A 25686-nucleotide genomic window follows, 5' to 3' on the forward strand; every position below is an offset into this window, starting at 1 on the left:
GAAAGGATGATTAAAAGTTAAAAAGTCACTTTATAAAACAATTTACGATGATTTAGTTAACAAAATATTGACTGAAGCATTAAAAGTAGGAGAAAAACTACCTTCTGAAGCAGAGTTAGACAAAATCTATAACGTAAGTCGGACACCGGTAAAGCAGGCATTGAATCAATTGGAAAATGACGGCTATATTTATAGACTGCAAGGAAAAGGGTCATTTGTAGCAAATCGGAGACCAGCTGAGATTTGGACTCGGATGACAGGATTCAGAAGCAATTATTTAGACAAATGGGAAAAGATATCTTCTAAAACGATTGAGATATCGCAAAGAAAAGGCTGCTTCACCCATTTGTTCAACATCGACGATAATGAAAAAATTACTTATTTGAAAAGGGTGCGTTATTTTGATGACAAACCTATTCTTTACTTGGAGCATTATGTAAACCCTTTCATACCTAATGACATCTTTGAAAATAACCACTCATTTATTTCCTTGGGCCAACTATTAAAAGAAAAATTAAACATTGAAATGGTCCGTGCTGAAGAAGAAATTGAACCAATTAATGCAACAACAACGATAGCAAACATTCTGCACATCCCAGAGGGGACACCATTATTAAAGGTTACTCGAATTTCTTATGATCAAAAAAATCTGCCTATAGATGTAAATCCTTATATTGTGAACACAAAGGAGTGGAAATACAAGATTAACTTTAGACAGGAGGACGTCCATGAGGATTTTTAAGGGAAAATTTGGGGTCGCTTTTACAATTTTCGCTATTATTACACTGGTATTCCATGTGTATACAGCCTTTTTTGGTACATTTGAGCCAAGAGTACAAAGATCAATCCATTTGCTTCTGTTACTTCCTCTAGCCTTCCTAGTATTCCCATTTAGACGAAATGGAGATAAATCAGAAAAGCCGACTTATTTGGATTGGCTTTTGACGATTTTAAGTTTTCTTCCAAGTCTTTATATCTATTTGAATAGTGATCAATTAAATTTGCGAATTGAACAAGTAGATGAAGTAAGTTTAACGCAGATTATTTTAGGAACTTTAATGGTTGTTCTTGTAATCGAAGCTTGTCGAAGAGCGGTTTCTTTTGCTTTTTCTATTGTTATTGTTTTCTTTCTCTTGTACATGTTTATAGCTCCTTATTTACCTGGAATGTTTAATGCACGTTCTATTAGCTATGATCGCATCATCGAGTTGCTATATTTATCCAGTGGTGAAGGGGTTTACGGGTTTTTAACTGGAATCTCTAGTAATACTCTGTTCGTATTTATCGCTTTTGCTGCCATCATGTTAAGAACAGGCGTCGGCCAATATCTAATGGATATTTCTGTGTTGTTGACGGGAAAGTACCGAGGAGGACCAGCAAAGATCGCTGTTTTGTCAAGTGGGTTATACGGAAGCATAAGCGGGAGTTCAGTTGCGGATGTTTATTCAACCGGAAGCTTTAGTGTGCCGTTAATGAAGAAGATTGGTTACCCGTCTACAAAGGCAGGTGCAATTGAAGCTGTTTCAAGTGCAGGGGGGCCGCTCATGCCTCCGATTATGGGTGCTGGGGCTTTTGTTATGGCCGAGATGACAGGCACCCCTTATACGGAAATTATTAAAGCTGCTATTCTAAGCGCCATTATTTATTATATCGGCATATTGGCAACCGTTCATTTTGAAGCAGTCTCTCTTAAAATAGGAAAAACACCAAATGAATGGAATGTAGGGCTTAAAAATATTTTAAAAAGAATACCGTTTGTTGTTCCTTTTGTAGTCATGCTTTCCTTTTTGTTCACAGGGTTTTCACCGGGAAAGAGTGCAGTATATGGAATAATTGGCTGTTTATTAACTTGGGTAGTGATGTCTTGGAAAAATCTTAATTTTAAAGATATAATCGCCGGGATTAATTATGCAGTTAAAGGTTCAATTGTAATTGCAAGCGCTTTAGCGGGTGCCGGTATGATCGTGGCTGTTTTAAATCAAACCGGTGCGGCACTGGCAATGGGCACGATTATTACTAAATACTCATTTGGAATGATCGGCTTGGCATTATTCCTAATTATGCTGGTGACCTTGATTTTAGGAGCAGGGATACCAACAACTCCCGCTTATATCATTACAGCAACCGTAGCTGCCAGTGCATTATCTGCTTTTGGTGTACCGACATTAGTTGCGCATTTCTTTGTATTCTATTTTGCCATTCTCGCTGACATAACTCCTCCAGTAGGGGTAACGGCATTTGCAGCAGCGAATATCGCAGAATCACCGCCAATGAAGACAGCTCTAATGACACCTCGATTTGCATTTGCCGGTTTTGTTGTACCGTTTGTGTTTGTTATGAGCCCAGAACTTCTAATGTTAGAAGGTTCATCTGTCGGATCGATTTTATACGTCTTCATATCTACCATTATTTCAGTTATAACATTAGCGGCTGTAGTAGTCGGTACTCTCTTTACTAAATTATCACTAGTCAAGCGAATGACGCTGCTTTTGATCACGATTATCTCATTAAGTAATGTAACCGCTGTTTCTATTATTGGAATTGGTCTAGTGATCGTGTTTATTGTTTTGGATTACCTCCAATATAAAAGAGCAAACACAGTTTATTCTGAAGATCAAAGGATTATAGAAGGGGGTTGATTACTAAAGCAAAGACAAGACGAACCTTGGAAGGGGGCAAACAATGAAAAGATTTTCAATTCATTTCGTTTTACTCATCCTTTTGGTGAGTATTGCGGGATGCAGCAACCCTTACAGTAACAACGTAAAAAAGAATTCGAATGTGAGTGCTGCTGCAAATCAGAATGAAAGTACAGGTGAAGCAATTAATTTAACTTGGGCTTCAGGCTCTCTTGGTGGCGGGTGGTACAGTATGGCTGGCGGGTTATCTTCAATGATTCAAGAAAAAAGTTCGAATATCAATATTAGGGTAATCCCAGGTGGAAGCCTGCAAAATATTCCTTTTATCGCCAAAGGGACAGCTCAACTTGCCTTTGAACAACCAGCCTTTATCACCGCAGGGAAAAATGGAGAAGACCCATTTGATAAAAAATATTCTGATCTGTTGGCAGTTGGAAATGGCTTTGGTTTGAACTATTTTCACTTTGCAATTGATCCAAGCATTGGGGTAGAAAGTATAGATGAAATCTTTGAAAAAAAGCTGCCCATAAATATTGCGGTTACGCCTGTGAATAACACAGATGAGTGGGTGTTGCGGAAATTCCTCGAATATTACGGTGTGACTTATGAAGATATTGAATCGTGGGGAGGTAAAATATTTCACGGCAGTTACACCGAACAAGCACAGCAATTTAAAGATGGTAATGTGGATGTGATGTTTACACAGCTTGCTCTTCCGGGGTCAGCTATTACGGAGGCTTCCAACGGCAGAGATTTAAAAATATTACCGATGTCAGATGACTTAATTGAGTATTTATCCCAATACGGTATAGAAAAAGGGGTGATACCTGCAAACACCTATCCAGAGGTTATAAATGGGGACGAAGATATCCAAATGGCTGCGATGGGCACTCTCCTTGTTGCTAGTAATAAAGTTCCGGAGGATGTTGTTTATAACATTACGAAAACTATTAATGAAAGCCAAGATCGCCTTAAATCCATACACTCTGCTTTAAATGGATTTTCTTCTGAAAAGGCAATTGAAGGTCTTGGAACGGATTTACATCCCGGGGCGGAAAAATATTATAAAGAAATTGATGTTATCAAATAAAAATTGGAGGCTTTACTATGTATAATAATCTTTTCTATGAAGTGAAAGACAGCATTTCAACGATTACTATAAACCGTCCGAAAACCTATAATTCACTAAGCACCGAAACAAAGCTTGAGCTCACAGATGCATTCGAGGCGGCCAATCACGACGAAAATGTTAAAGCAATCATCATAACGGGATCAGGGAAAAAGGCATTTTGCTCAGGTCAAGATCTAAGCGAGAGCAAAGAGGTTAATCAAGAAACCGCCGATGCCTGGGTTGATGAATTTGATAAGCTTTATCGTGTCATAAGAAGTATAGAAAAGCCAATTATTGCGTCAATCAACGGATTTGCAACGGGATCGGGGCTTCAATTGGCATTGTTAGCGGATATTAGGATTGCTGCACAAAGTGCAAAATTTGGTATGACAGAAATCAATGTCGGCCTGCCATGTATTATTGGAAGTACAATGTTCTGGGAGGTTATGGGGAAATCAAAAACGATCGACCTCATTTTAACGGGCCGCCTGCTTCAAGCAGAGGAAGCGAAGGAGTATGAGCTCGTCACCCGTGTTGTTGCTGATGATGCTTTAAAGGAAGCGACCGGGCAGTTAGCGGCAGAGCTTGCTGCTAAACCGCCGGTTGGGGTAGCTCTTAATAAAAGGTGGTTTAAGCGGATGAGTGATTCTGATTTTAATAGTTGTATGCAGTATGCATCTGAGGCACATACACTTGCTTATGAGTCAGGCGAACCGCAACAGGCTATGACCTTATTTTTTGAAAAAAGGGCAGCAAGGAAAGGGTAGGATTACACGATGAAACTCTTTGAATGTGAAGGTAAAAAATTATTCGAAAAATACGACATAGCGATTGCAAATGGCTGGCTTTGGAATGAAGTCTCAGCTGATGCTGTTTATCCTTTGATCGCCAAATCTCAAGTATTGACAGGCGGACGGGGAAAAGCAGGGGCAATTGTTAAAGTAAACGATAGATCACAACTAGAACAAACAGTGACTACTCTATTAAACAAAGAGGTTCGCGGCCATAAGGTCAGCCATGTGTACTTAGAAGAAAAGATAGATTATGAGAAAGAATTATATTTAGCTATTATCATTGATCGGAATAGAAAAGCTCCAGTCTTAATTGCCAGTAATAAAGGGGGGATTGACATAGAAAATGTCCCGGATCAAGATCTACTTACGATCCCAGTTAATCCTTTAATTGGCATTCAGCCTTTTATGATGAGAAAGGTTGCTGCTTTTTTGAAACTGGAGTCAGATAAGATTTCAGCCATTATTAGTAAAATATGGAACGTATTTAATGGAGAAAAGGCAGAGTTAGTAGAAATTAATCCTCTATTTATGAAGTCTAACGGGGAACTCATTGCCGGTGATGCTAAAGTGATTTTAGATAGTCATGAGAAGCGGGTATCATTTCCCGACTTTCTGCCGCGGGCAAGTGGAGGATTTGAAGAGAGATGTTCAAAGCTGGGAGCGGTAGGGGTTGAACTTGATGGTGACATTGTTGTGATCACAAGTGGTGCAGGGCTGGGGATGGCAACATTTGACTTAGTATGCAGCAAAAATAAAACAGTGAGAGCGTTAGTGGATTTAGGCGGACACGTGATTCACGATATTGAAGCGGCTGAAAAACTTATTGAAGAAGTGAAAAAGTTAAATCCTAAAGGAATATTTTTCAATTTTTATTTCCAAGTTGCAAGCTGCAAGGTAATGGCAACTGCCATAGCAAGCAAGCTTGGGGGAGGACCGTTTCCTGTAGTTGTACGGATGCGGGGTATAGAGGAAGCAGAATCAGCCACGATGTTATCACAGTATTCAAATATCTATTCAACTCAAGATTTACAAACGGCATGTGAGATCATCACAAAAGAACTGGGGGGAAAGACCGGTGTCCATCATCATTAATGAGCAATCTAAAGTAATTATACAAGGCATTACGGGAAAAGTTGGCCGGTCTTTTGCCGAGCGGATGATTAAATACAATACACCCCTTGTTGGCGGTGTTACACCAGGAAAAGGCGGCCAAAATGTTTACGGGAAACCGGTGTTTGATTCGGTCGAAGAGGCGGTTCAATTTACTAAAGCGGACACTTCATTTATAAGTGTCCCTCCACCGCTCGTAAAACAAGCAGTAATCGAGGCAATCGATGCTGGAATAAAAGTTATTGTTATCTATTCTGAAGGTGTTCCTATCCATGACAGTTTACAAATGGTTCACTACGCTAAATTACATCAAGTTATTCTGCTTGGCCCTAATTCAGCAGGTATTGTTTCGCCAGGAAAAGCCAACATAAGTGATATTCACGACTCAATTTTAACGCCGGGGAAAATCGGGGTTGTGTCCAGAAGCGGAACTTTAACCTATGAAGTGATCGAGATGCTGCGAACATCTAATTTAGGGAATAGTACGATCGCTTGCTTGGGCGGAGACCCGGTAATTGGTGTCCAGCATGCCGATATCCTGCAAATGTTTGAAAAAGATCCGGATACAGAGGCAGTAATCTATATAGGCGAAATTGGCGGGAACGATGAGGCATTGGCGGCAGAGGCAATCCGTCAAATGAAAAAACCTGTTTTTGCATACATTGCAGGTATATACGCACCTCCAGGAAAACGTATGGGCCACGCGGGAGCCATTATCCAAAAATCCTCCGAAACAGCGATCGAGAAGCAAAAAATAGTAAGAGAAGCAGGTGCAATAGTTGTCGATGTGTTGACCGATTTGAAGAACATAGAGCTAGTAAACGTCAATAGAGTTTAAGGTAGATCTCAAGGTGGAGGGACTCTAAATTTCCTTTGAATTACTAGTTAAAAACGAAGAAAACACTATTCTTTCTACAAATTAATGGAAAGGATGGTGTTTTTTATTTTGAACAGCAAAACCTCTGTTTTCACATGCTGCATAGATCATTTTAAATTTTGTTAGATTAATAGAATCTTTCACGAATTAGTGACTTATTTTTAAATGTGGAAAATTTTTCAGTCTTAAGAGAGCAGCAGGACTACAAGGACTTTACTCCTAAATGGAGAATTTTAAAGTAACTCATCCAAAAAACTTAAAACCAAAACGCGTATCATGTCAACCAATATCTCATGTTTAAAATAAGATACGATTTAACATCAAAAAAACAGGGTGGTATTTCATGAGGGATTTTCCATTGGAAAGAGAATCGATTCAACAAATTTTTTCTAATCTTCGAGATGGGGTTTTAGTGGTTGATTTAGATTTGCATATTATTTATATCAATGAGTCTACAAAAGCGATTGGTTTAAGAACAGAAACCGACATAGGAAAATCATTATTTACTGTATTTCCTAATTTAAAGAAAGAATATAGTTCCATTGTTAAAGTTCTTTCAACCGGTAAACCGATCATTAATCAAAGCCTATCTTTTATTACCTATCGCGGAGAAAGAAAAACGACTTTAACATCCACCTATCCGATGTATAAAGACGGGGTTTTAGTTGGAGTTTTTGAAGTGTTTCAGGATATATCGGCTATTGAAGAATTATCTAAAAAGATGGTGAAATTACAAAAAAAACATCAATCATCAAGTCCAATCCAAGAATCTCAATCTTCATCAGTTTTTTCTGAGGAAACGATTTTAGGACAAAGTGAGGAAATTCAAGAGATCAAACAAAAGATTCCAATCCTGGCAAAGACAAAATCGCCAATTTTTATTTATGGTGAGACAGGTACAGGCAAAGAATTAATTGTACAAGCGATCCATGCGGCATCAACTAATCAAAAGGCTCCATTTGTTGCCCAAAACTGTGCTGCTATTCCGGAAGCGCTGCTTGAGGGAATTTTGTTTGGCACGACGAAAGGCGGGTTTACTGGTGCAGAAGATCGCCCCGGTCTATTTGAATTAGCCCATACTGGGACTCTGTTTTTAGATGAAATCAATTCTATGCCCGCCTCATTACAAGCAAAGCTTTTACGGGTTATTCAAGAAGGGAAGGTTCGTCGTATTGGCGGACAAAAGGAGTTTTCTATTCAGGTTCGGATTGTAGCAGCTACGAATATCCATCCGGAAGTCATCGTACAATCTGGTGAATTAAGAAGTGATTTATATTATCGTTTAAATGTCATTTATCTAGAAGTACCCACTTTACGTAATAGAAAAGAGGATATTCCAGAACTTGTGAATTATTATGTTGACCATTATAACAAAGAATTTCAGAAATCCATTGTGGGAGTGGATATTGAAACAATGAACTTTTTTATGAATTATGAATGGCCGGGGAATATCCGCGAATTACGAAATCTGATTGAACGAGCGATGAATTTAGGCGTTGAAGCTTCCATTCATTTGAAAGATATAGAGCCCCATACATTACTTTCATTTCATCAAAAGGCTCCAGTATCTTTCCAAACACATGAAAATCAAAAATTAAGAGATGCCATTAGGAACTTAGAAATAAAGATGGTTAAGGAAGCCTTGGAGCAAAGTGCTGGAAATGTTTCAAAGGCAGCCCGTCAGCTGGATATTCCTCAACAAACCCTTAATAATAAAATTAAAAAGTTCGGGTTGCGATCGTTTATTTATCAGATCAAAATGAATACCCAATAATGAGTAATTACCTAAATGATAATGAATAGTTTGGGTAGTTTCTTTTTTTATTCAAAGAAATCAATTGGAGAAGGGCCTATACATGTTGGCATAAGACTTGCATCAATAGAAGTGAAGGTATCTTAAAAATTATAGGAGGTCATACCTATGTGGAAATCTGAATATACCATTTTACCTGATTATTCCCCGCTCTATCCTCAAGTCCCTTATCATTACAAAAATTATCATAAAATTAGTGTCTATTGTCGCGGTCATCGGGATGCGATTGAAAAGTTCTTGCCAAGTAATTTTGAATATGTGTCCGATGTTTTTGAGATTTTTGTCTTAAAAAATGACGAAATTAAAGGATTGGAGCCTTATTCAGAAGGGGGAATTGTGATCCCTTGTAAGTATAAGAATAGGGTGGGTGCCTATATGGCGTATGAATATGTAGATACAGATGAAGCTTTATGTGCTGGACGTGAAATATGGGGTTATCCTAAAAAGTTAGCTGAAGTTCGTTATCAGGAAAAGAGCGGGGAGATACATGGCAAGGTCATCCGCAAGGGCAAAACGATTATCGATATTTCTTTAACATTGGATGATACGGAAGTGAATCCACCTGTTTTGTTCCCGCGGTTGCAAGTGAAACGAATGCCGAGAGCTGACCAATATGGTACTGATATGGATCAAGTGATTTTAAACGAATTTGCAGACTCCGTGATTCATACGAGAAAACAAGGAACGGCAACTGTAAATTGGGAACACTCCAGCTTTGATCCGCTCGCTGAATTAGGACCTCTTGAAGTACTTGGCGGGGTTTTTGTAATCGGTGACTTTACTTTGACCTACGGGAGGGTAATCGATCAAGTAGTTCAATCCGTAAATAAATAATAGGGGGTGGAAAGGGAACAACATGCTATTCTGACCCCTCTTATTCTAGATTCAAACATTGTAAAAATAATGTGATAGTCATTCATACCATCTATTAAGCTAGTAAAAAAGGTGATGATCCTGAGAGTAATAAATAAAGTTACTGTGATAACTGGAGCTGGTGCAGGAATAGGTAAAGCAACTGCCTCTTTATTTGCAAAAGAAGGAGCAAAGGTTGTTTTAACGGATATAAATAAGGAATCTAGTGAGGCAACTCTTCACCAGATTGTAAACGATGGCGGGCAAGCTATCTTCATTCAGCATGATGTAACGAAAGAGGATAATTGGAAAAAAGTATTTAATATCGCAATCTCTAAGTATGAAAAAATAGAAGTTCTTGTAAATAACGCAGGGATTGCTATGCAGGCCTCTATTGAAGATTGTACCTATGAACAATGGCGTCGTATACATGAGGTAAATCTAGATGGAGTTTTTTTGGGTACGAAATATGGAATTCTTGCAATGAAAGCCAATAAAAAAGGCTCTATTATCAATCTTTCATCTATAGAAGGAAATATCGCTGAACCCCAATTAGCTGCCTACAACTCCAGCAAAGGCGGAGTTCGTCTTTTAACTAAATCAGCAGCACTTCATTGTGCTAAATCAAATTATGGGATTCGTGTAAATAGTGTTCACCCTGGTTATCTTCATACGCCAATGCATGAAAAGTTTTCAAGTGAACAAATTAAACAGATTGAAAGCCTGCATCCGATCGGTCACTTAGGGGAAGCAATCGATGTTGCTTATGGCATCCTTTACCTTGCATCAGAGGAAGCAAAATTTGTAACGGGTTCTGAGCTGGTTATTGATGGGGGTTATACTGCACAATAAAATTCACCGAAAATAAATCACTCTTGAAGAGGCTGCTACACATGCAAAGATGATAACTTTAAATAGTTGGGGGAGTTTGAGTTGAAAAAGTTAAAGATGTTCATAGGAGGTAAATGGCAAAAAGCTGAAGGAGACAAACATTTCCTTGCCTATAGTCCATCAACCGGCGGGGAAATAGCCCATGTAGCTGAGGGTTCTAGAGATGATGCACGACAAGCCATCCAAGCAGCGAAAAAGGCATCAGAGAAATTCAGGGAATGGTCTGTATGGGAAAGAGCCGATTTATTACAACGAATTGCAATGGTAGTAGAGCAAAAAAAAGAAGAACTGGCTCATTTCCTCACGTTGGATCAAGGAAAACCGTATTTCACCGAGGCTTTGAAGGAAGTTGCCTCAGTTGTAAGAGCTTTTTCGGAAACAGCGGAGCAGATCAAATGGCTAGAAACATCTTATACTCCGACAAAGGATCCACATAAAAGAGTGTTTAGTTTTTTGCAGCCTAAAGGTGTTTATGCCATCATCACTCCATGGAATTATCCGCTTATGGTTCCAACTGAATTTATTGCCCCGGGAATAGCGGCCGGTAATACCATGGTCTGGGTGCCGGCTCCAACTACATCTGTTTGTTCAGTTAAATTTGCCGAGTGTTTCGAGGAAGCTGGAGTGCCTGAAGGAGTGATTAATTTAGTTACAGGTATGGGAGGTGTGGCAGGAGATGAAATTGTATCAAATCCCCATACCGATGCCATTGCATTTTGTGGAAGCTCCGCTACAGGAAAAGTGATTGCAGAAAGAGGAGCTGGAAAGCCTCTGCTTCTTGAATTAGGAGGAAATGGACCTACCATTGTTCTAAAAGATGCGGATCTCGAACATGCAGCACAATCGATTGCAAAAGGATGCTTTACGAATGCCGGGCAAGTTTGTTCCGCAACTGAGCGTATTTTGGTCCATTCTGATATACATGATGCTCTCGTTGAAAAATTGACCGCGCAAGCGAAACAGATTGTGCTCGGTGATCCATTTGATGCTAGAACAACGATGGGACCTCTTAATAATTACCCGGTTATCGAGAAAAACGAAAAGCATGCGGCAGATAGTCAGAAACGAGGGTCAACTTTTTTGGTTGGCGGAAAGAGAGCTGCACATTTATCAAATGACCTCTTCTTTGAGCCAACTGTAATCATCGATGTAAAACAGGATAGTTTATACAATTTAGATGAAACATTTGGTCCTGTTGCACCTGTATTATCATTTCGAACTCAAGAAGAGCTGCTAAAAATAACTTATCAAAATAAGTGGGGGTTGGCTGCTGCGATCTATACCAACCATCTGAAGGAGGGAATTTCCTTAGCAGAGAAAATGCCAACTGGATTGGTGAATATCAATGAAAACAGCAATTATTGGGAGCCTCATCTCCCATTTGGAGGTGTTGCCGGGAAATCTAGCGGCATCGGCCGTGTTGGCGGAAAATATGCCATTCAGGAAATGTCAGATTTGAAGACAATCAGTATTGATTTACATTAAATTTCGAAGGGGGAATTAATATGGATCAGTCAATTCCCGGAATCATTTTGGTTTTTTATGTGATTATCCCAATAGTAGGAATGTTAGCTTCAATTGCTGCTATGGCTGTTTTAAATAGGAAAGGGCAGGAAAAATGAAATGATTTCATTTAAAAAGGGGTGGGAAAATGATTATTACCTTTATTATCTACTTGGTTGCTGTTTTTATTATAGGTATTACAGCAGAGCGTTTTATTTCGAAGAGTGAAGAGGGGTTTTATTTAGGAGATCGTAATTTTGGAGCATGGGTTACAGCCATTAGTGCAGGAGCAACTGATTCAAGCGGCTGGGTATTTATTGGAGCAGCTGGAGCAGCTTATCTTGCTGGGGCTTCAACGATGTGGATGTTACCTGGTTTTATAGTTGGTTATTTTCTTAACTGGTTTGTTTTTGCTCCAAAATTATATGATTTCGGCGTTAAACATAACGTCCTTAGTTTAGCGGATTACTTCGAAAAAAGGTACAATGATCAATCTCATCTCCTTAAGGTTATTGCAAGCATTATTTTTGTTATCTTCTTCGTTGCCTATATGGCATCCCAATTAACGGCTGCTGGAAAAGCTTTGGATGTCATGATGAATCTGGATTTTAATACTGGTCTTATCTTGTGTGCGGCTTTTGTCCTCGGATATTCCGTCTTTGGCGGCTATCGGTCGGTGATGATGACTGATTTTGTTCAAGGCTTATTAATGGTTGGTGTATTGATCATATTCCCTATCTATATGATTTTCTTTGAGCTAGGAGGCTGGACATCTTTCTGGCAGCAAGCGATAGCAATAGATCCAATTTTAACAACATCAACAGGAGGTGCAGCCGGATCAGCAGCGATTGGCCTTGTTCTTGGATATTTGTTATTTGGTTTCGGAGTACCAGGCCAGCCTCACATCTCTCAACGTTTTCTTACAGCAAAAGATCCAAAAACTCTTAGAGATGGTTCAATTATTGCAATGGCATGGGTCATTATCATGATGACTAGTTCTAACTTATTGGGGATCATTGGCCGAATCATTTACCCGGAGTTAAAGGATCCTGAATATGTTTTTCCAATACTGACCATGAATGAAATGAGTCCCATTATTGCAGGAATTGTGATAGGAGCTGTTTTTGCCGCGATCCAATCCACCTTCTCTTCACAATTAATGGTCGCGACACAAGCCATTGCCAGTGACCTGCTAAAGTCCATTTCTAAAAACACATACACAGACAAACAGCTATTAACAATCAGTCGATGGACAATGGTATTTCTTGGCGTTATTTCAACAGGTATCGCCCTTTTAAATTTAGAAGCAGTCTTTTATCTTGTTATGTATGCTTGGGGTGGTTTAGCCGCAAGCTTTGGACCATTATTATATTTAAGCTTATATACGAATTTGGTAACGAAACAGGGAGCGGCCGCGGGTATGATCACGGGAACCCTGATTACGATCATTTGGAAGAATACTCCGTATAGCGCGTATGTCTACGAACTGATTCCAGCAGCTGTTTTGGCAACGTTGGCTATACTGATTGTGAGCAAAATAACAAAAAATAAAAATTCAGAACTAAACGAGTCTGAGAGAAATGCAAAAACCTTTTGAACGATTACATGTACGAAATTAGGTGTTTAGGAAAAACATAGGAGAGGGTAATTACAGCTTTAAAATTTTGAAAATTATGAATATAATATTTTCTTTTAATGGAAAACAAAGCTCTTCTGCACCCCTTGTTAGTTCTTATCATAGATGCTTATTCATTCATCGGAAAAAGTAAGAATTCTTAAGAAGAAATTAGCAGCTGATATTAGGTATCAGATATAAAAATGGGGAGGTAAATAGCATGATGGTATTAGATAAAGTGGTTATCATTACTGGTGCAGCGGGTGTAATTGGGCAGGCGACTGTTCGTTTATTTGCAAAAGAGGGAGCAAAACTTGTCTTAGTTGATTTATTTAAAAAAGATATAGAACATGCAGTACGAAAATCAGCTCTAAAAGAAGGAGATTATCTAATAGTAGAAGCCGATGTAACGAATGAAGAAGATGTTGAAAATTATATCCAACAAACGTTAGACACTTTTGGCAGAGTTGATGTTTTGTTTAATAATGCAGGTATTGAGGGAGAAGTGTCAAATATTACAGACACTTCAGTTACGAACATGTCTAATGTACTTAACGTAAATGTAATTGGAGTTTTCTTGGGCTTAAAGCATGCACTCCGTGTTATGGAAAAACAAAATTCAGGCTCTATTATTAATACTGCCTCTGATGCAGGTCTTTCAAGTGCGGCAGGACTAGGTGCATATGTCGCCTCCAAACATGCAGTCATTGGCTTAACAAAGACAGCAGCATTAGAATCAGCAGGCACTGGAGTCCGAGTGAATGCAATCTGTCCCTCATCGATCAATAGCCGGTTAATGAGATCATTAGAAGAAGGAACAGATAATCCAATGCAAGCCAGAGAAGAGTATGAGAGTAAGATTCCAATGAAACGGTACGGCGAGCCAGAAGAAGTAGCCCAAGTTGTTCTTTTCCTTGCATCTGACAGAGCTTCATTTGTAACAGGAAGTCATTATAATGTGGATGGTGGAAGGTTGGCAAAGTAAGCTAACCTGAAATATATTGGTTATAAATTAGTGATTCAATACAATTTGGATCGCTAATTTTTTGTTGGTTCAGAAAGCAGTTCAAGTTGTTTAAAGTTTTAACGCGTTAAAGAGGTTGCTTTTTTCAATATTTACATAAAAATTCCACTCATAAACATTATAACGTTATATTTACTTTATTTATCTTCTATGCTAATCTAACATTATAACGTTATATTTACCTAATCAACTCTCTACACTTTCCTGCATGTATGAGAAAGGAATATGGATGTCATGATGAATTGTAAGCGTATTTAAGTAGAATGACGGAAAAAGGTGAAATCAATGAAAGAGCGATTCGTATTACGCAATGTAAAGCGGGTGAATGGAGAAGATATCGATATCGTGATCGAGGGCGGTAAAATTGCTGAGGTGGCAAAGGCCGGGTGCGGACTCGGAAAGATTGTTTTTGATTACTCAGGTGTTTACGTCTCAAGCGGCTGGATAGATTTACATGTTCATGCCTTTCCCGAATTTGATCCATATGGCGATGAAATCGATGAGATCGGCGTAAAACAAGGTGTAACGACAATCGTGGATGCTGGAAGCTGCGGGGCTGACCGGATTGCAGATTTGGCTGCTAGCAGCGATCGAGCAAAAACCAACCTGTTTGCTTTTTTGAACATCTCGCGAATTGGATTAAAAAGAGTCGATGAATTATCCAATTTAGAATGGATTGATAAAGACAAAGCCCTAGAGGCAATAAATGACTTTAAAGATCTAATCGTTGGATTTAAAGCACGGATTAGTAAAAGCGTCGTTTGTGACAGCGGGATTGAACCTTTGCGGATTGCACGAGCACTTTCAACTAGAACATCACTGCCATTAATGGTACACATCGGTTCCGGACCGCCAAATATAGAAGAGGTCATTCCACTCTTGAAAAAGAAAGATGTGATTACTCATTATCTCAATGGGAAACAAAATAACCTTTTCGATCATGAGGGTAAACCGCTTCAAGTATTAACGGATGCCATTGAACGTGGTGTACATTTGGATGTGGGGCATGGTACGGCAAGCTTTTCATTTAATGTCGCTGAAGCAGCAAAACAAAATCATATCGGTTTAGATACAATCAGCACAGATATATACCGAGGGAACCGCTTAAACGGTCCGGTATATAGCATGGCGAATGTCCTCTCGAAATTTCTTTACCTGGGATACTCGCTTGAAGAAGTGATCGCAGCAGTCACCACACATGCAGCAAACTGGCTTGAAAAACCTGAGCTTGGCCGTATAGAGGCTGGTGACGCTGCAAATTTAACATTATTTTCTGTTAAAAATGAACCGATAAATCTTATCGATTCCGAAGGAGACAAGCGTACAGCAGAAAGAAAAATAGAAGCAAAAGGAGTGGTTGTAAATGGCGAGTTCATTGAATGCTAAATATGGCCTTAAACGTGTCATTAATGCAAGTGGTCGAATGAGCATCCTTGGTGTTTCAGCACCAACGGATACCGTAATGGATGCGATGAAACAAGGCGGACAAAACTATGTAGAGATTGCAGATTTAGTTGATAAAGCAGGGGATTACGCAGCTCGAATTCTGGATTCGGAGGCAGCGGTTATTGTTAACTCTGCTTCAAGCGGTATTGCACTCTCAGTTGCAGCATTAGTCACACAAGGGAACCGGCGTAAAAGTGAACGTCTGCACCAGGAAGACATTCCTAAAAATGAAATCATCATGCTGAAAGGTCACAATGTTCAATACGGAGCACCTGTTGAAACGATGATCTATTTAGGCGGCGGAAAGCTTGTTGAAGCTGGCTATGCCAATGAAGGAAAAGCAGAGCATATTAAGGATGCGATTTCTGAAAAAACGGCTGCCATTCTTTACGTGAAATCACATCATACCGTCCAAAAAAATATGATCACTCTTGAGGAAGCGTGGGAGATTGCAAAGCATAATGATGTTCCTCTCATTGTAGATGCGGCAGCAGAAGAAGATCTTCAAAAGTATGTGAAATACTCAGACCTTGCGATTTACAGCGGTTCAAAAGCAATTGAAGGACCGACATCAGGGATTATCGGCGGAAAGAAAAAGTATATCGAGTGGGTAAAAGTGCAATTACATTGTATTGGCCGAAGTATGAAAGTCGGTAAGGAATCAACATTTGGTTTACTGCAAGCGCTTGATGAATATGGCGTAAAAGAAGATAAAAGTGAACAAGAAAAAGAAGCGTTACAACGATTAATACCTTTGAATGAACTTGAAGGTGTCAAGGTGAGGATTGTCCAGGATGAAGCGGGTCGAGCAATTTTCCGTGCACGCATTCAAATTGAACCAGAGCAGGCAAATACAACGGCAAAGGAAGTCGTGACGGGCCTTCGAGAAGGGGAAATTGCCATTTATACTCGTGATTACGGTGTAAGACAAGGCTATTTCGATATCGACCCTCGTCCGCTTCAAGGGGATGATATTCATGTCATTGAATCGAAAATTCGTGAGTTAATTGGAGGAAAATAGGATGTCAACCATTACAAAACGTTTTTATAAAGACCGTGCGGCATTAAATGTACTAGCAAATGGGATAGAGAATGCCAAAGAGGTGTTTGAAGGAGCAGACGGATATGTTTTAGTTGGTGTTCTTTCAAAAGACTATCCAACAGTAGAAGAAGCAGTCGCAGCCATGAAGGAATATGGAAAAGAAATAGATGAAGCGGTTTCAATTGGACTAGGCGCTGGTGACAATCGTCAAGCAGCAGTGGTAGCCGAAATCGTGAAACACTACCCTGGCAGTCATGTAAACCAAGTATTTCCGGCTGTCGGTGCAACGCGTGCCAAACTTGATGAAAAAGATAGCTGGATCAACAGTTTAGTGTCTCCAACAGGGCGCGTAGGATATGTGAATATTTCAACAGGCCCAGTAAGTGCTGCACAGGATGACCACGCGATTGTACCGATTAAAACAGCCATTGCGCTTGTACGCGACATGGGCGGTAATGCAATGAAATATTTCCCGATGCAAGGCTTATCGCGTGAAGACGAGTTCCGTGCAGTTGCACAAGCATGCGGGGAGGAAGGGTTTGCGTTAGAACCTACTGGCGGGATCGACAAAGAGAACTTTGAAACGATTTTACGTATTGCTTTAGAAGCTAACGTGCCGCAAGTGATACCTCATGTTTATTCATCGATTATCGACAAAGAAACAGGGAAAACAAATGCAGGGGATGTTCGTGAATTACTTGAAACCATGAAGAAATTGGTGGATCACTATGGCTAAAAAAATTGCTGCTTTTGGAGAGGTAATGATGCGGTTGCAGGTGCCTAGGCATGAACTCCTGACACAAGCAGGCACATTACATTATTCTTTCTCCGGTACGGGAGTGAATGTAACTTCGGCTCTGGCACGATTTGGGCATCAAGGATACCTCGTGTCTACATTGCCGGCTAATGCAGTTGGTGATGCAGCCGTATCGTATCTTCAAAAACTAGGTGTTACGCAATCGTTCATTTTACGAGACGGGAAATACGTCGGAATGTACTTTTTAGAAAATGGATTCGGGGCACGACCCAGCCGCGTTACCTATTCCAATCGCAAAGAGAGCAGCTTCAATACAGCACCAGATGGAACGTATGATTTTGAGGAGATTGCTCATAAAGTGGATGTTGTTCATTTTTGCGGAATCACACTTGCGATGAATGAAAGTGTCCGCCACCATATGAAAACATTCGCAAAAGCAGTCAAAGAAAATGGCGGCACAGTCGTCTTTGACTGCAACTACCGCCCGTCCCTCTGGGGCGAAGACGGTTATGAAAAGGCGAAGCCGCATTATGAAGAAATGCTGGAACTTTCCGATATAGTCATGATGAATGAAAAAGACGCAATGTTTATCCTTGGAATGAAAACAAACAAGAAAGACCGTCAAGAGCAGCTCAAGGAGTTGATACCAGTCGTTGCGGAAAAATACACAATCTCTGTGATAGCTGGAACGCATCGTTCCATCAACAGCAACAATACGCATTCCTTGCAAGGCTTTATGTTGAAGAACCAAACATTTACTTTCTCAAAAACGCTCTCGTTTTCTGTCTATGATAGAATAGGGGCTGGAGATGCCTATACGAGTGGGATCGTACATGGTGAGCTGCAAGGATTTTCACCGGAGAAGACCGTCTCATATGCAGCAGCTGCAGGAATGCTGGCGCATACGGTTGCAGGCGATACCCCAATGTCATCAGAGAATGAGATTTTCCAGGCGATGACAGAATCAGTGGGCGATGTAGAAAGGTAGGGAATGTAACAGTGAACGTATCTCGAAAAAAAGGACCATTATATTTACAAATAAAGAATATCTTAAAGGATCGGATTTTACACGGTGTGTATCCTATTCATACAAATATCCCTTCAGAGCCTCAATTGGAAGATGAATTCAATGTAAGCAAAATTACCATCCGTAATGCCATCAAAGAGCTTGTTCAAGAAGGATATCTTGAAACGAGGAGCGGCAAAGGGACAAAAGTGATTCGAAATACCTCTGCTTCAAAACTTTCTAAAGGGAAGCGCTTTACAGAGGTTTTAGTAGAAGAAGGCCATACAATTCAAAAACAATTGCTGCAAGCGGAAGTTGTATTAAATGAAGAGGATACAGAGCCGTTTCGATTGTTCGGCGGGCAATGTCTGCGCATTGAGCGCCTCTATCTTCTTGATAACGTACCGTATATCCATTACACGAATTATTTAACTGCACGAATGGAACATTCTGACTTAAATGTTCAATCTTTGTACGATTTTATTGAAGAACAAGATATTTCTTTAGAAAAGTTTCGGGATCAGTTTGCTGTTGCGAAAGCCCCATCCCATGTTGAGGACAAATTGGGTGTAAAACGGGGAACGCCTTTATTAAAACGATTGCGGTATTCTTATGATGAAACAGGGAATTTGATCGAATACAGTGAAGGATTTTACAATACAGAAATGCAGCACTATATTGTGAACTATGATGTTTAATAAACAGTGAGGAAGTTGATGTTCCTCTTCTTGTTGACATTTTGAAAGCGTTTACCATCTAGATATGGGGAGGAATATAAATATGGATATGTATTTATTAATCATTACATTGTTAGCAATTGTCATTGTCATTTTAGGAGTATCGTGGTGGAAATGGCATGCGTTTATTAGTTTAACTGTTGCAAGCTTGTTTTTAGCCATTATGTCCGGACTATCAATGGATAAGGTTGTTGTCGCCTATGAAAGTGGAGTCGGCAGTGTTTTGGGCCATTTAGTTGGCATTTTGGCGCTAGGTACAATTTTAGGGAAGCTGATGTCAGATTCAGGTGCCGGAATGCAAGTGGCAGATTTCTTCATTCGAATCTTTGGTGAAAAGAAATTGCCATGGGCAATGTTATTCGCTGGTTTTATCATTGGGATCCCGGTATTCTTTGAAGTAGGTCTTGTCATTTTATTACCTTTAGTGATTTCTATTCGCAAAACAACAAAACAAAACATTTTATTAATCGCATTACCTGTACTTGCTGGATTATCCATTGTGCATGGCCTTGTGCCGCCGCACCCGGGGGCAATGACCGCAATAGGCATCTATAATGCCAATCTGGGAAAAGTCCTTCTCTATTCACTCATCCTTGCACTGCCTGCAGCCATCATTGCAGGTCCGGTATTTGCAAAATGGGTGCATAAACGCGTCATTCCTGAAGGAGAGCCAGAGCTGCTCCGTGTAAATACGGCGTCGCAAAAATTACCAGGAACAGGCATTTCATTTTTCATTATCTTATTGCCTGTTGTCTTAATGGTCTTGTCTGTTGTGGTACCGTTTTTACCGCTGCCCAGCGTCTTGTTGAAATTCTTTTTATTAATTGGCAGCCCTGTCATTGCCCTATTAATCTCTTGTTTCGCAGCATTCTATTTCCTTGGATATCGGCAAAGCATGGATAAAAACGTCATTAAGAAGTTGACAGACGAATGCTTACTGCCAGTTGGTTCGATTATTTTAATCATCGGTGCAGGCGGTGGGTTTAAACAAATCCTTATCGATAGCGGCGTGGGAACATCCATTGCGCAAATGTCCGAGAATTTGTCTCTATCTCCAATTGTTTTAGCATTTATCGTCGCCGGATTAATTCGAGTTGCAACAGGCTCAGCAACGGTCGCATTAACAACAGCGGCTGGTATTGTTTCACCAATTATTGAGCACATGTCAGGCGTGAACCTGGAATTACTCGTCATCGCAACAGGTGCCGGATCACTCATGTTTTCACACGTAAACGATGCCGGTTTCTGGCTAGTAAAAGAATACCTGGGATTAACAGTCAAAGAAACATTTAAAACGTGGACGGTCTTAGAGACATTACTATCCTTTATCGCTTTTGGAGGCGTATTATTATTTGATATGTTTGTTTAAATGAACGATTTTAATAGAATAAGAGAGAGAATCGTAGAAATAGGAAAAGGGTCTGCTTAATTGCAGACCTTTTTTATCAGATCAGAAAAAAGTTTTTGAATAAGTTAAAAGGTTTGTGAAAGTTCATTCTCTAAAAAATATAAGTCTGTATCCAACTAGGAGTTAGGCTTCTTTGTTTTTTAAAGTTTGCAATGAATTTCTAGACTAGTAGAATTCAAAATGGATGAACTTCGAAAAATATCTAACATTTTTAAAAGATATTTGAATTTTCAATATTTTAAAATGAATTTAAAATGATAAGTGAAGTTATGAAACTTTCAAAGAGAAAATGCAGCTATGAATAACAATTCCAAAGCTTCAAATCAGCAGCAATGATTAGGTAGGATTATTATTTTCTTCGCTTACAATAATACAACCTGGACAGTTAGAGGATTTATATTCATTTCTCCGACTGAAAAATTTATTTACGGTTAGTTTTCAGGATCAGATTTGTAAGCGTTAACAATTATATGAGAGAGGTGAAATTTACTTTACTCTACCTGAACTACTATCAATCATCTTCTGTTATTTCACGTTTCATCATCAAAAATTCATAGATTTTTAACTAAAGAGAGGAGAAAGAAATATGAACGTCTGGGAACCAAACAGTCCGCTAGGAGGACTACCAATCATTAAGGATGCACGTACTAAAAGAGAGTCGAGCTGGGATCGTTCAGGGGGAAATAGAGACTTTAAAGTTGTTGAACCCGGTGATACTGCAGTTATGGCCGACATTAAAGGGGTTGGATGCATTAAACATATTTGGATGACGACTCGTTGTTATGCTCCTCAATATTTGCGCAAGCTTGTTCTTGAAATGTACTGGGATGGGGAAGAAAATCCAAGTGTACGTGTTCCGCTTGGTGACTTCTTTGGGATTGGACATGCAACATGTAAACATTATGTTTCCCTTCCGCTGAGTATGGTCACAGGTGAAAAAAGAGGACCAAAAGGACCCTTTGCTGCTGCAATGAATAGTTATTTTCCAATGCCGTTCTCAGATGGTGCAGTTATTCAATTGATTAATGAAAGTGAAGAGCGGATAGAGAATTTATTTTATTACATTGATTATGAGTTATATGAAGAAAAGGATAGAATTCCAGAGGATATGGGAAGATTTCATGCAAATTGGATTCAGGAAAATCCTTGCAAGAAAGTTGTACATGATTCGGATGTGAAAAATCCAGCACCATGGGATCTTCCAGGAACGAATTTAACCGGGGAAGAAAACTACGTCATATTAGATGCTGAAGGCAAAGGACACTATGTTGGGTGTGTATTAAATATTGATAATTTTGATGCATCAAATCAGGAATTTACTTGGCCTGGCGAGGGGGATGACATGTTCTTTATTGATGGCGAACAATGGCCTCCATCTATACATGGAACAGGGACGGAAGATTATTTTAATGCAGCATGGGGATTTCCAAGCGGAGAGTATGCAGGTCCATATCATGGTATTTCATTAGGAAGTGATGTTCAGGAGCATTTTGGGAAATGGAGCTTATACCGTTTCCACATCGAGGATCCAATTCGTTTTACTAAATCTATCCGCGCAACAATTGAACATGGTCATGCAAATGATCAAGGAAATGAATTCTCAAGTGTAGCCTATTGGTATCAGCTCGAGCCTCATAAACCACAACCTGAGCTGCCGCCTGTAGAAGACCGTTTGCCAAGAAGATGGCCGGAACATGGGTTATGGGATAGATAATCTTTTAGTTTGGTAATATTTTCAAGGGGGAGATTGCGTTGATTAATAGAAAGTTTATTGTAAATCTTATGACATGCTTACTAATCGTTTCCGTTTTCCTCACCGGTTGTTCTGGTAACCAGACATCCGGTGAAACACAGCAAAGTGATGAAAAGTCGTTAACCGTTTTGGTTGAAGGCGGAAGTCCTGCTTTTAAAGTTGCAGAGCAAACTGCAGAGGATTTTAAAAAGTTGACTGGCTATGAAGTGAAAATTGAGGCTGTCCCATATGTTGGGGTGTATGACAAGCTGAAAGCTGAGATGACGTCTAGAGCTGGTGCTTATGATGTCGCAACCATTGATATTCTTTGGTTTCCCTCATTTGCAAGCGGCTTGCTCCCTCTAGATGACTTAATGACAGATGAAGTAAAGAACGATCTATTCCCTGGACTTTTATCTGGAGGCAGTTATGAGGGAAATGCATACGGAATGCCAGTTTGGACGAATGCAAAAACGTTAATTTATCGTAAAGATTTATTTGAAGATGAAGCAAATAAGAAATCGTTTAAAGAGCAATATGGTTACGAGCTTCAACCGCCGAAAACATGGCAGGAGTATCAAGATACGGCAAAATTCTTTACACGTGATACAGATAACAATGGTCAAGTGGATCAATATGGAACAACTGTATTTGGAGCAAATAATGGGGATGCCGTTGCAAGCTGGTTAGATCATGCCGCACAAGCGGGAGCAAAGCCTCTAGTTGTGGGGGAAGACGGGAAAGTACTTATAAATACGAAGCCTTATGTAGAGGCACTTGAGCTCTTAACTGAAATCCTAAATAAGGATAAATCAGCTCCTCCAGGCGCACTGGAAATTTCATCGGCAGAAACGGCAGAACTTTTTTGGAATGGTAAAGCCGCAATGATGCTTGCATGGGGACATTTCTATGTACCGTCAAATGATCCAAAGCAATCCAAGGTAGCAGGGAACGTTGGTTCAGCACCTATGATTGCTGGTTCTGAAGGAATTGGGGCAGTACCTGGGCCGTGGTACCAAGTTGTGCCAAAATCCTCTAAAAAGCAAGAGATTGCCAAAAAATATATCGAATTCCTATATGATAAAAACGAGTTATACATGGAAGCTCTAGGTGTAGCAGCAAGAAAATCAGTTTCAGAAAAGTATAGTAAAAAAGAAGGTTATGAACATTTAGAACCACTTACGAAAACCTTGTCTGGAAAACAAACCCAAAATCGCCCTGCCCTTCAAGAGTGGCAGCAAATAGAAAGTGAAGCATTAATACCTGCTGTTCAATATGCATTATCAGGAGAAAAAACACCTGAGGAAGCGCTTGATTGGGCTGCTAATGTGATCGAAGATATCGTTCAGCAGTAAAGAAAATCGAATTTCCTGTTTATGAAATTTAGCCATCAGAAATCTCCGCATGATAGGATTTCGATTATTGCGGAGATTCTGACCTTAATGAATGGAAATTTAAAAATAGTAGTGAAACCGAGGTGGTTAATGTGAAAATGAAAAATGGGCTGCTTGCTTTCCTATTTTTTTTACCAGCAGCCATTGTTTTACTCGTCTTTTTCGTCTATCCGATTTTTCTGCTAGTGAAAGACAGTTTTTTTACTTTTGATTTATATGATCCTTCTAAAAGTGAGTTTGTGGGCATGAAACATTATATTGACGCTTTTACTTCTGAACGATTCTTACAATCGGCACTTAATACCGTGATCTTTATCGTTGCAGCGGTAGGTTTTGAGTTCATAATCGGTCTAATTCTAGCATTGTTATTGAGTACTGGTTTTAAAGGGAGTCAGCTTATTCGAACCTTATTGTTAAGCCCCTTAATGCTAGCTCCATTGGTTTCAGGATTAATTTGGAAATTTATGCTCAATGATCAGTTTGGCATCGTTAACTGGGGTCTTTATAAAATGGGCGTTATTTCTGACCCGCATCAGATTTTATGGTTATCTGACTCAAAATACTCTCTTCTTTCAACCATCATTGCAGACATTTGGTTAACAACACCGTTCATGATGCTAATCTTCCTTGCTGGAATTCAAGGGATTCCCAAAAGCCTGTTTGAGTCAGCTCAAATGGATGGCTCGAATAAATGGCAAACATTTCGCTATATCATTATCCCTTCTTTAATCCCAGTTGCTACTGTTGCCCTTGTCATTCGGATCATTGATGCAGCAAGAACGTTTGATATTGTTTGGGTATTGACTCAAGGCGGTCCGGGCTTTTCTTCTGAAGTATTAAGTACTTATATGTATAAAACATTAACAAGATATGGAGCTGTTGGAGAATCAAGCGCAATGGCGGTTATCTTTATTGTATTGCTGCTTGGATTGAGTTCTTTCTTTATGACAAAAATGTGGTCTCCAAGTAAAAAACATGCTTAATGATTGAGAGGTGGTTTCATTATGTTAGAAAGACCATTAAATAATTCTCGAGCGGTACAAATGGCAAATAAAGCAGGAGTAAAGCTGAATTCAAAGCAAATTTGGCAGCTATTTATTTTCCTGGTGACCTGTATGTTAGCGCTTTTATTTTTAGGGCCCTATGTTTATTTACTTCTTACGTCTTTTAAGCCATCAGCTGAGGCAGTAAGTTCACCGCCAACATTATGGCCGAAGCAATTTTCTCTGGAAAACTATTATGGGATGTTTAAGTATTTACCGATAGGAAAGTATTTCCTAAATAGTTTATTAACAGCAACTGTTAGTATGGGGTTAAGTGTTTTCATTGGATCATTGGCAGCTTACGGTTTTTCGCGATTTTCATCAAAGGTAAGCAATATCTTTTTGCTAATCACGTTAGGCATACGTATGGTACCAATGATTAGTGTGGCCATCCCGATGTATATCATCATTAATAATATGGGGTTAATCGACACCCCGCTTGCCTTAATTTTCGTTTATACAAGTATAAATATTCCTTTTGCAATCTGGATGATGATTGGCTTCTTTGACGGCATTCCAAAGGAATTTGACGAAGCTGCCCGAGTTGACGGATGCAGCCGGTTAGGGGCATTTCTTCGGATTATTCTCCCTGTATCACTTCCTGGACTTGCAACGACAGCTATATTTACGTTTATGTTAGCGTGGAATGACTTTCTATTTGCCTTACTTTTAACAAGTACAAACTCAAAGACAGCAACTGTCGGGATTTCAGAGTTTTTAACAGCATATAATCTAGACTTAGGCCCTATGACTGCCGCTGCCATTACGTTTAGCTTACCGGTTATGATTTTTTCATTTTTGGTTCAACGTTATATCGTAAGCGGGATGACATTGGGAGCTGTTAAGGAATAAAGAAACTGTAACGATTTCAATCCTTATCTATTTTGCGTGG

General features: G+C 39.5%; 22 protein-coding genes. All 22 read left to right on the forward strand.

Annotated features, from left to right (window positions below; genetic code table 11):
• Nucleotides 1-40 precede the first annotated feature (40 nt).
• The 22 genes from IC621_RS14830 to IC621_RS14935 all read left to right on the forward strand — a co-directional run bounded on the left by IC621_RS14830 (nt 41) and on the right by IC621_RS14935 (nt 25646).
• Nucleotides 41-742, forward strand: coding sequence for a GntR family transcriptional regulator (locus IC621_RS14830; RefSeq protein ID WP_318153057.1), 702 nt, complete (start codon nt 41-43; stop codon nt 740-742).
• Nucleotides 729-2639 carry a TRAP transporter permease gene (locus IC621_RS14835; RefSeq protein WP_191159107.1) on the forward strand — a complete coding sequence of 637 codons (1911 nt, stop codon included), beginning with the start codon at nt 729-731 and terminating at the stop codon, nt 2637-2639. The genes IC621_RS14830 and IC621_RS14835 overlap by 14 nt, the downstream gene beginning before the upstream one ends.
• A 43-nt stretch (nt 2640-2682) precedes the next feature.
• Nucleotides 2683-3729 (forward strand): TAXI family TRAP transporter solute-binding subunit, encoded by a 1047-nt coding sequence (locus IC621_RS14840; RefSeq protein WP_191159108.1) that lies wholly within the window; start codon nt 2683-2685, stop codon nt 3727-3729.
• 17 nt (nt 3730-3746) lie between these two features.
• Nucleotides 3747-4517, forward strand: coding sequence for an enoyl-CoA hydratase/isomerase family protein (locus IC621_RS14845; protein WP_191159109.1), 771 nt, complete (start codon nt 3747-3749; stop codon nt 4515-4517).
• A gap of 9 nt (nt 4518-4526) precedes the next feature.
• Nucleotides 4527-5636, forward strand: a complete 1110-nt coding sequence (locus IC621_RS14850; RefSeq protein ID WP_191159110.1) for an ATP-grasp domain-containing protein — start codon at nt 4527-4529, stop codon at nt 5634-5636.
• On the forward strand, nt 5620-6492 hold the full coding sequence (sucD, locus tag IC621_RS14855; RefSeq protein ID WP_191159111.1) for a succinate--CoA ligase subunit alpha: 873 nt from the start codon (nt 5620-5622) through the stop codon (nt 6490-6492). The genes IC621_RS14850 and sucD overlap by 17 nt, the downstream gene beginning before the upstream one ends.
• 382 nt (nt 6493-6874) lie before the next feature.
• The gene (locus IC621_RS14860) at nt 6875-8305 is read left to right on the forward strand and encodes a sigma-54 interaction domain-containing protein (protein WP_191159112.1); all 1431 of its coding nucleotides are present in this window, start codon (nt 6875-6877) and stop codon (nt 8303-8305) included.
• Nucleotides 8306-8452: 147 nt separating this feature from the next.
• On the forward strand, nt 8453-9178 hold the full coding sequence (locus tag IC621_RS14865; RefSeq protein WP_191159113.1) for an acetoacetate decarboxylase family protein: 726 nt from the start codon (nt 8453-8455) through the stop codon (nt 9176-9178).
• Nucleotides 9179-9292: 114 nt separating this feature from the next.
• The gene (locus IC621_RS14870; RefSeq protein WP_224752565.1) at nt 9293-10048 is read left to right on the forward strand and encodes a glucose 1-dehydrogenase; all 756 of its coding nucleotides are present in this window, start codon (nt 9293-9295) and stop codon (nt 10046-10048) included.
• 81 nt (nt 10049-10129) lie between these two features.
• Nucleotides 10130-11572: an aldehyde dehydrogenase family protein gene (locus IC621_RS14875; protein ID WP_224752554.1), complete on the forward strand. Its 1443-nt coding sequence runs from the start codon at nt 10130-10132 to the stop codon at nt 11570-11572.
• 166 nt (nt 11573-11738) lie between these two features.
• Nucleotides 11739-13187 carry a sodium/proline symporter gene (locus IC621_RS14880; protein ID WP_191159114.1) on the forward strand — a complete coding sequence of 483 codons (1449 nt, stop codon included), beginning with the start codon at nt 11739-11741 and terminating at the stop codon, nt 13185-13187.
• A gap of 238 nt (nt 13188-13425) precedes the next feature.
• Entirely contained in the window at nt 13426-14190 is a 765-nt protein-coding gene (locus tag IC621_RS14885) for an SDR family NAD(P)-dependent oxidoreductase (RefSeq protein ID WP_191159115.1), read from the forward strand.
• A 324-nt stretch (nt 14191-14514) separates the two neighbouring features.
• Nucleotides 14515-15615 (forward strand): amidohydrolase/deacetylase family metallohydrolase, encoded by a 1101-nt coding sequence (locus IC621_RS14890; RefSeq protein ID WP_191159116.1) that lies wholly within the window; start codon nt 14515-14517, stop codon nt 15613-15615.
• Nucleotides 15593-16696, forward strand: a complete 1104-nt coding sequence (locus IC621_RS14895; protein ID WP_191159117.1) for a DgaE family pyridoxal phosphate-dependent ammonia lyase — start codon at nt 15593-15595, stop codon at nt 16694-16696. The genes IC621_RS14890 and IC621_RS14895 overlap by 23 nt, the downstream gene beginning before the upstream one ends.
• A gap of 1 nt (nt 16697) precedes the next feature.
• Nucleotides 16698-17453 carry a 2-dehydro-3-deoxy-phosphogluconate aldolase gene (gene dagF, locus IC621_RS14900; RefSeq protein ID WP_191159118.1) on the forward strand — a complete coding sequence of 252 codons (756 nt, stop codon included), beginning with the start codon at nt 16698-16700 and terminating at the stop codon, nt 17451-17453.
• Nucleotides 17446-18462 carry a sugar kinase gene (locus IC621_RS14905; RefSeq protein WP_191159119.1) on the forward strand — a complete coding sequence of 339 codons (1017 nt, stop codon included), beginning with the start codon at nt 17446-17448 and terminating at the stop codon, nt 18460-18462. Before dagF ends, IC621_RS14905 begins: the two co-directional genes overlap by 8 nt.
• Before the next feature lie 11 nt (nt 18463-18473).
• Nucleotides 18474-19178, forward strand: coding sequence for a GntR family transcriptional regulator (locus IC621_RS14910; protein ID WP_191159120.1), 705 nt, complete (start codon nt 18474-18476; stop codon nt 19176-19178).
• Nucleotides 19179-19260: 82 nt separating this feature from the next.
• Nucleotides 19261-20586 carry a GntP family permease gene (locus IC621_RS14915; protein ID WP_191159121.1) on the forward strand — a complete coding sequence of 442 codons (1326 nt, stop codon included), beginning with the start codon at nt 19261-19263 and terminating at the stop codon, nt 20584-20586.
• A 625-nt stretch (nt 20587-21211) separates the two neighbouring features.
• Nucleotides 21212-22339 (forward strand): glycoside hydrolase family 172 protein, encoded by a 1128-nt coding sequence (locus IC621_RS14920; protein WP_191159122.1) that lies wholly within the window; start codon nt 21212-21214, stop codon nt 22337-22339.
• Between the two features lie 38 nt (nt 22340-22377).
• Complete coding sequence (locus IC621_RS14925) at nt 22378-23712, forward strand: ABC transporter substrate-binding protein (protein WP_224752555.1); 1335 nt, start codon at nt 22378-22380, stop codon at nt 23710-23712.
• Nucleotides 23713-23849: 137 nt separating this feature from the next.
• Entirely contained in the window at nt 23850-24734 is an 885-nt protein-coding gene (locus tag IC621_RS14930) for a carbohydrate ABC transporter permease (protein WP_191159173.1), read from the forward strand.
• Between the two features lie 21 nt (nt 24735-24755).
• Entirely contained in the window at nt 24756-25646 is an 891-nt protein-coding gene (locus IC621_RS14935) for a carbohydrate ABC transporter permease (protein ID WP_224752556.1), read from the forward strand.
• The last annotated feature ends 40 nt before the right edge of the window (nt 25647-25686 follow it).

Origin of the sequence: Metabacillus arenae, assembly GCF_014773385.1 — a bacterium.
GTDB lineage: Bacteria > Bacillota > Bacilli > Bacillales > Bacillaceae > Metabacillus_D > Metabacillus_D arenae.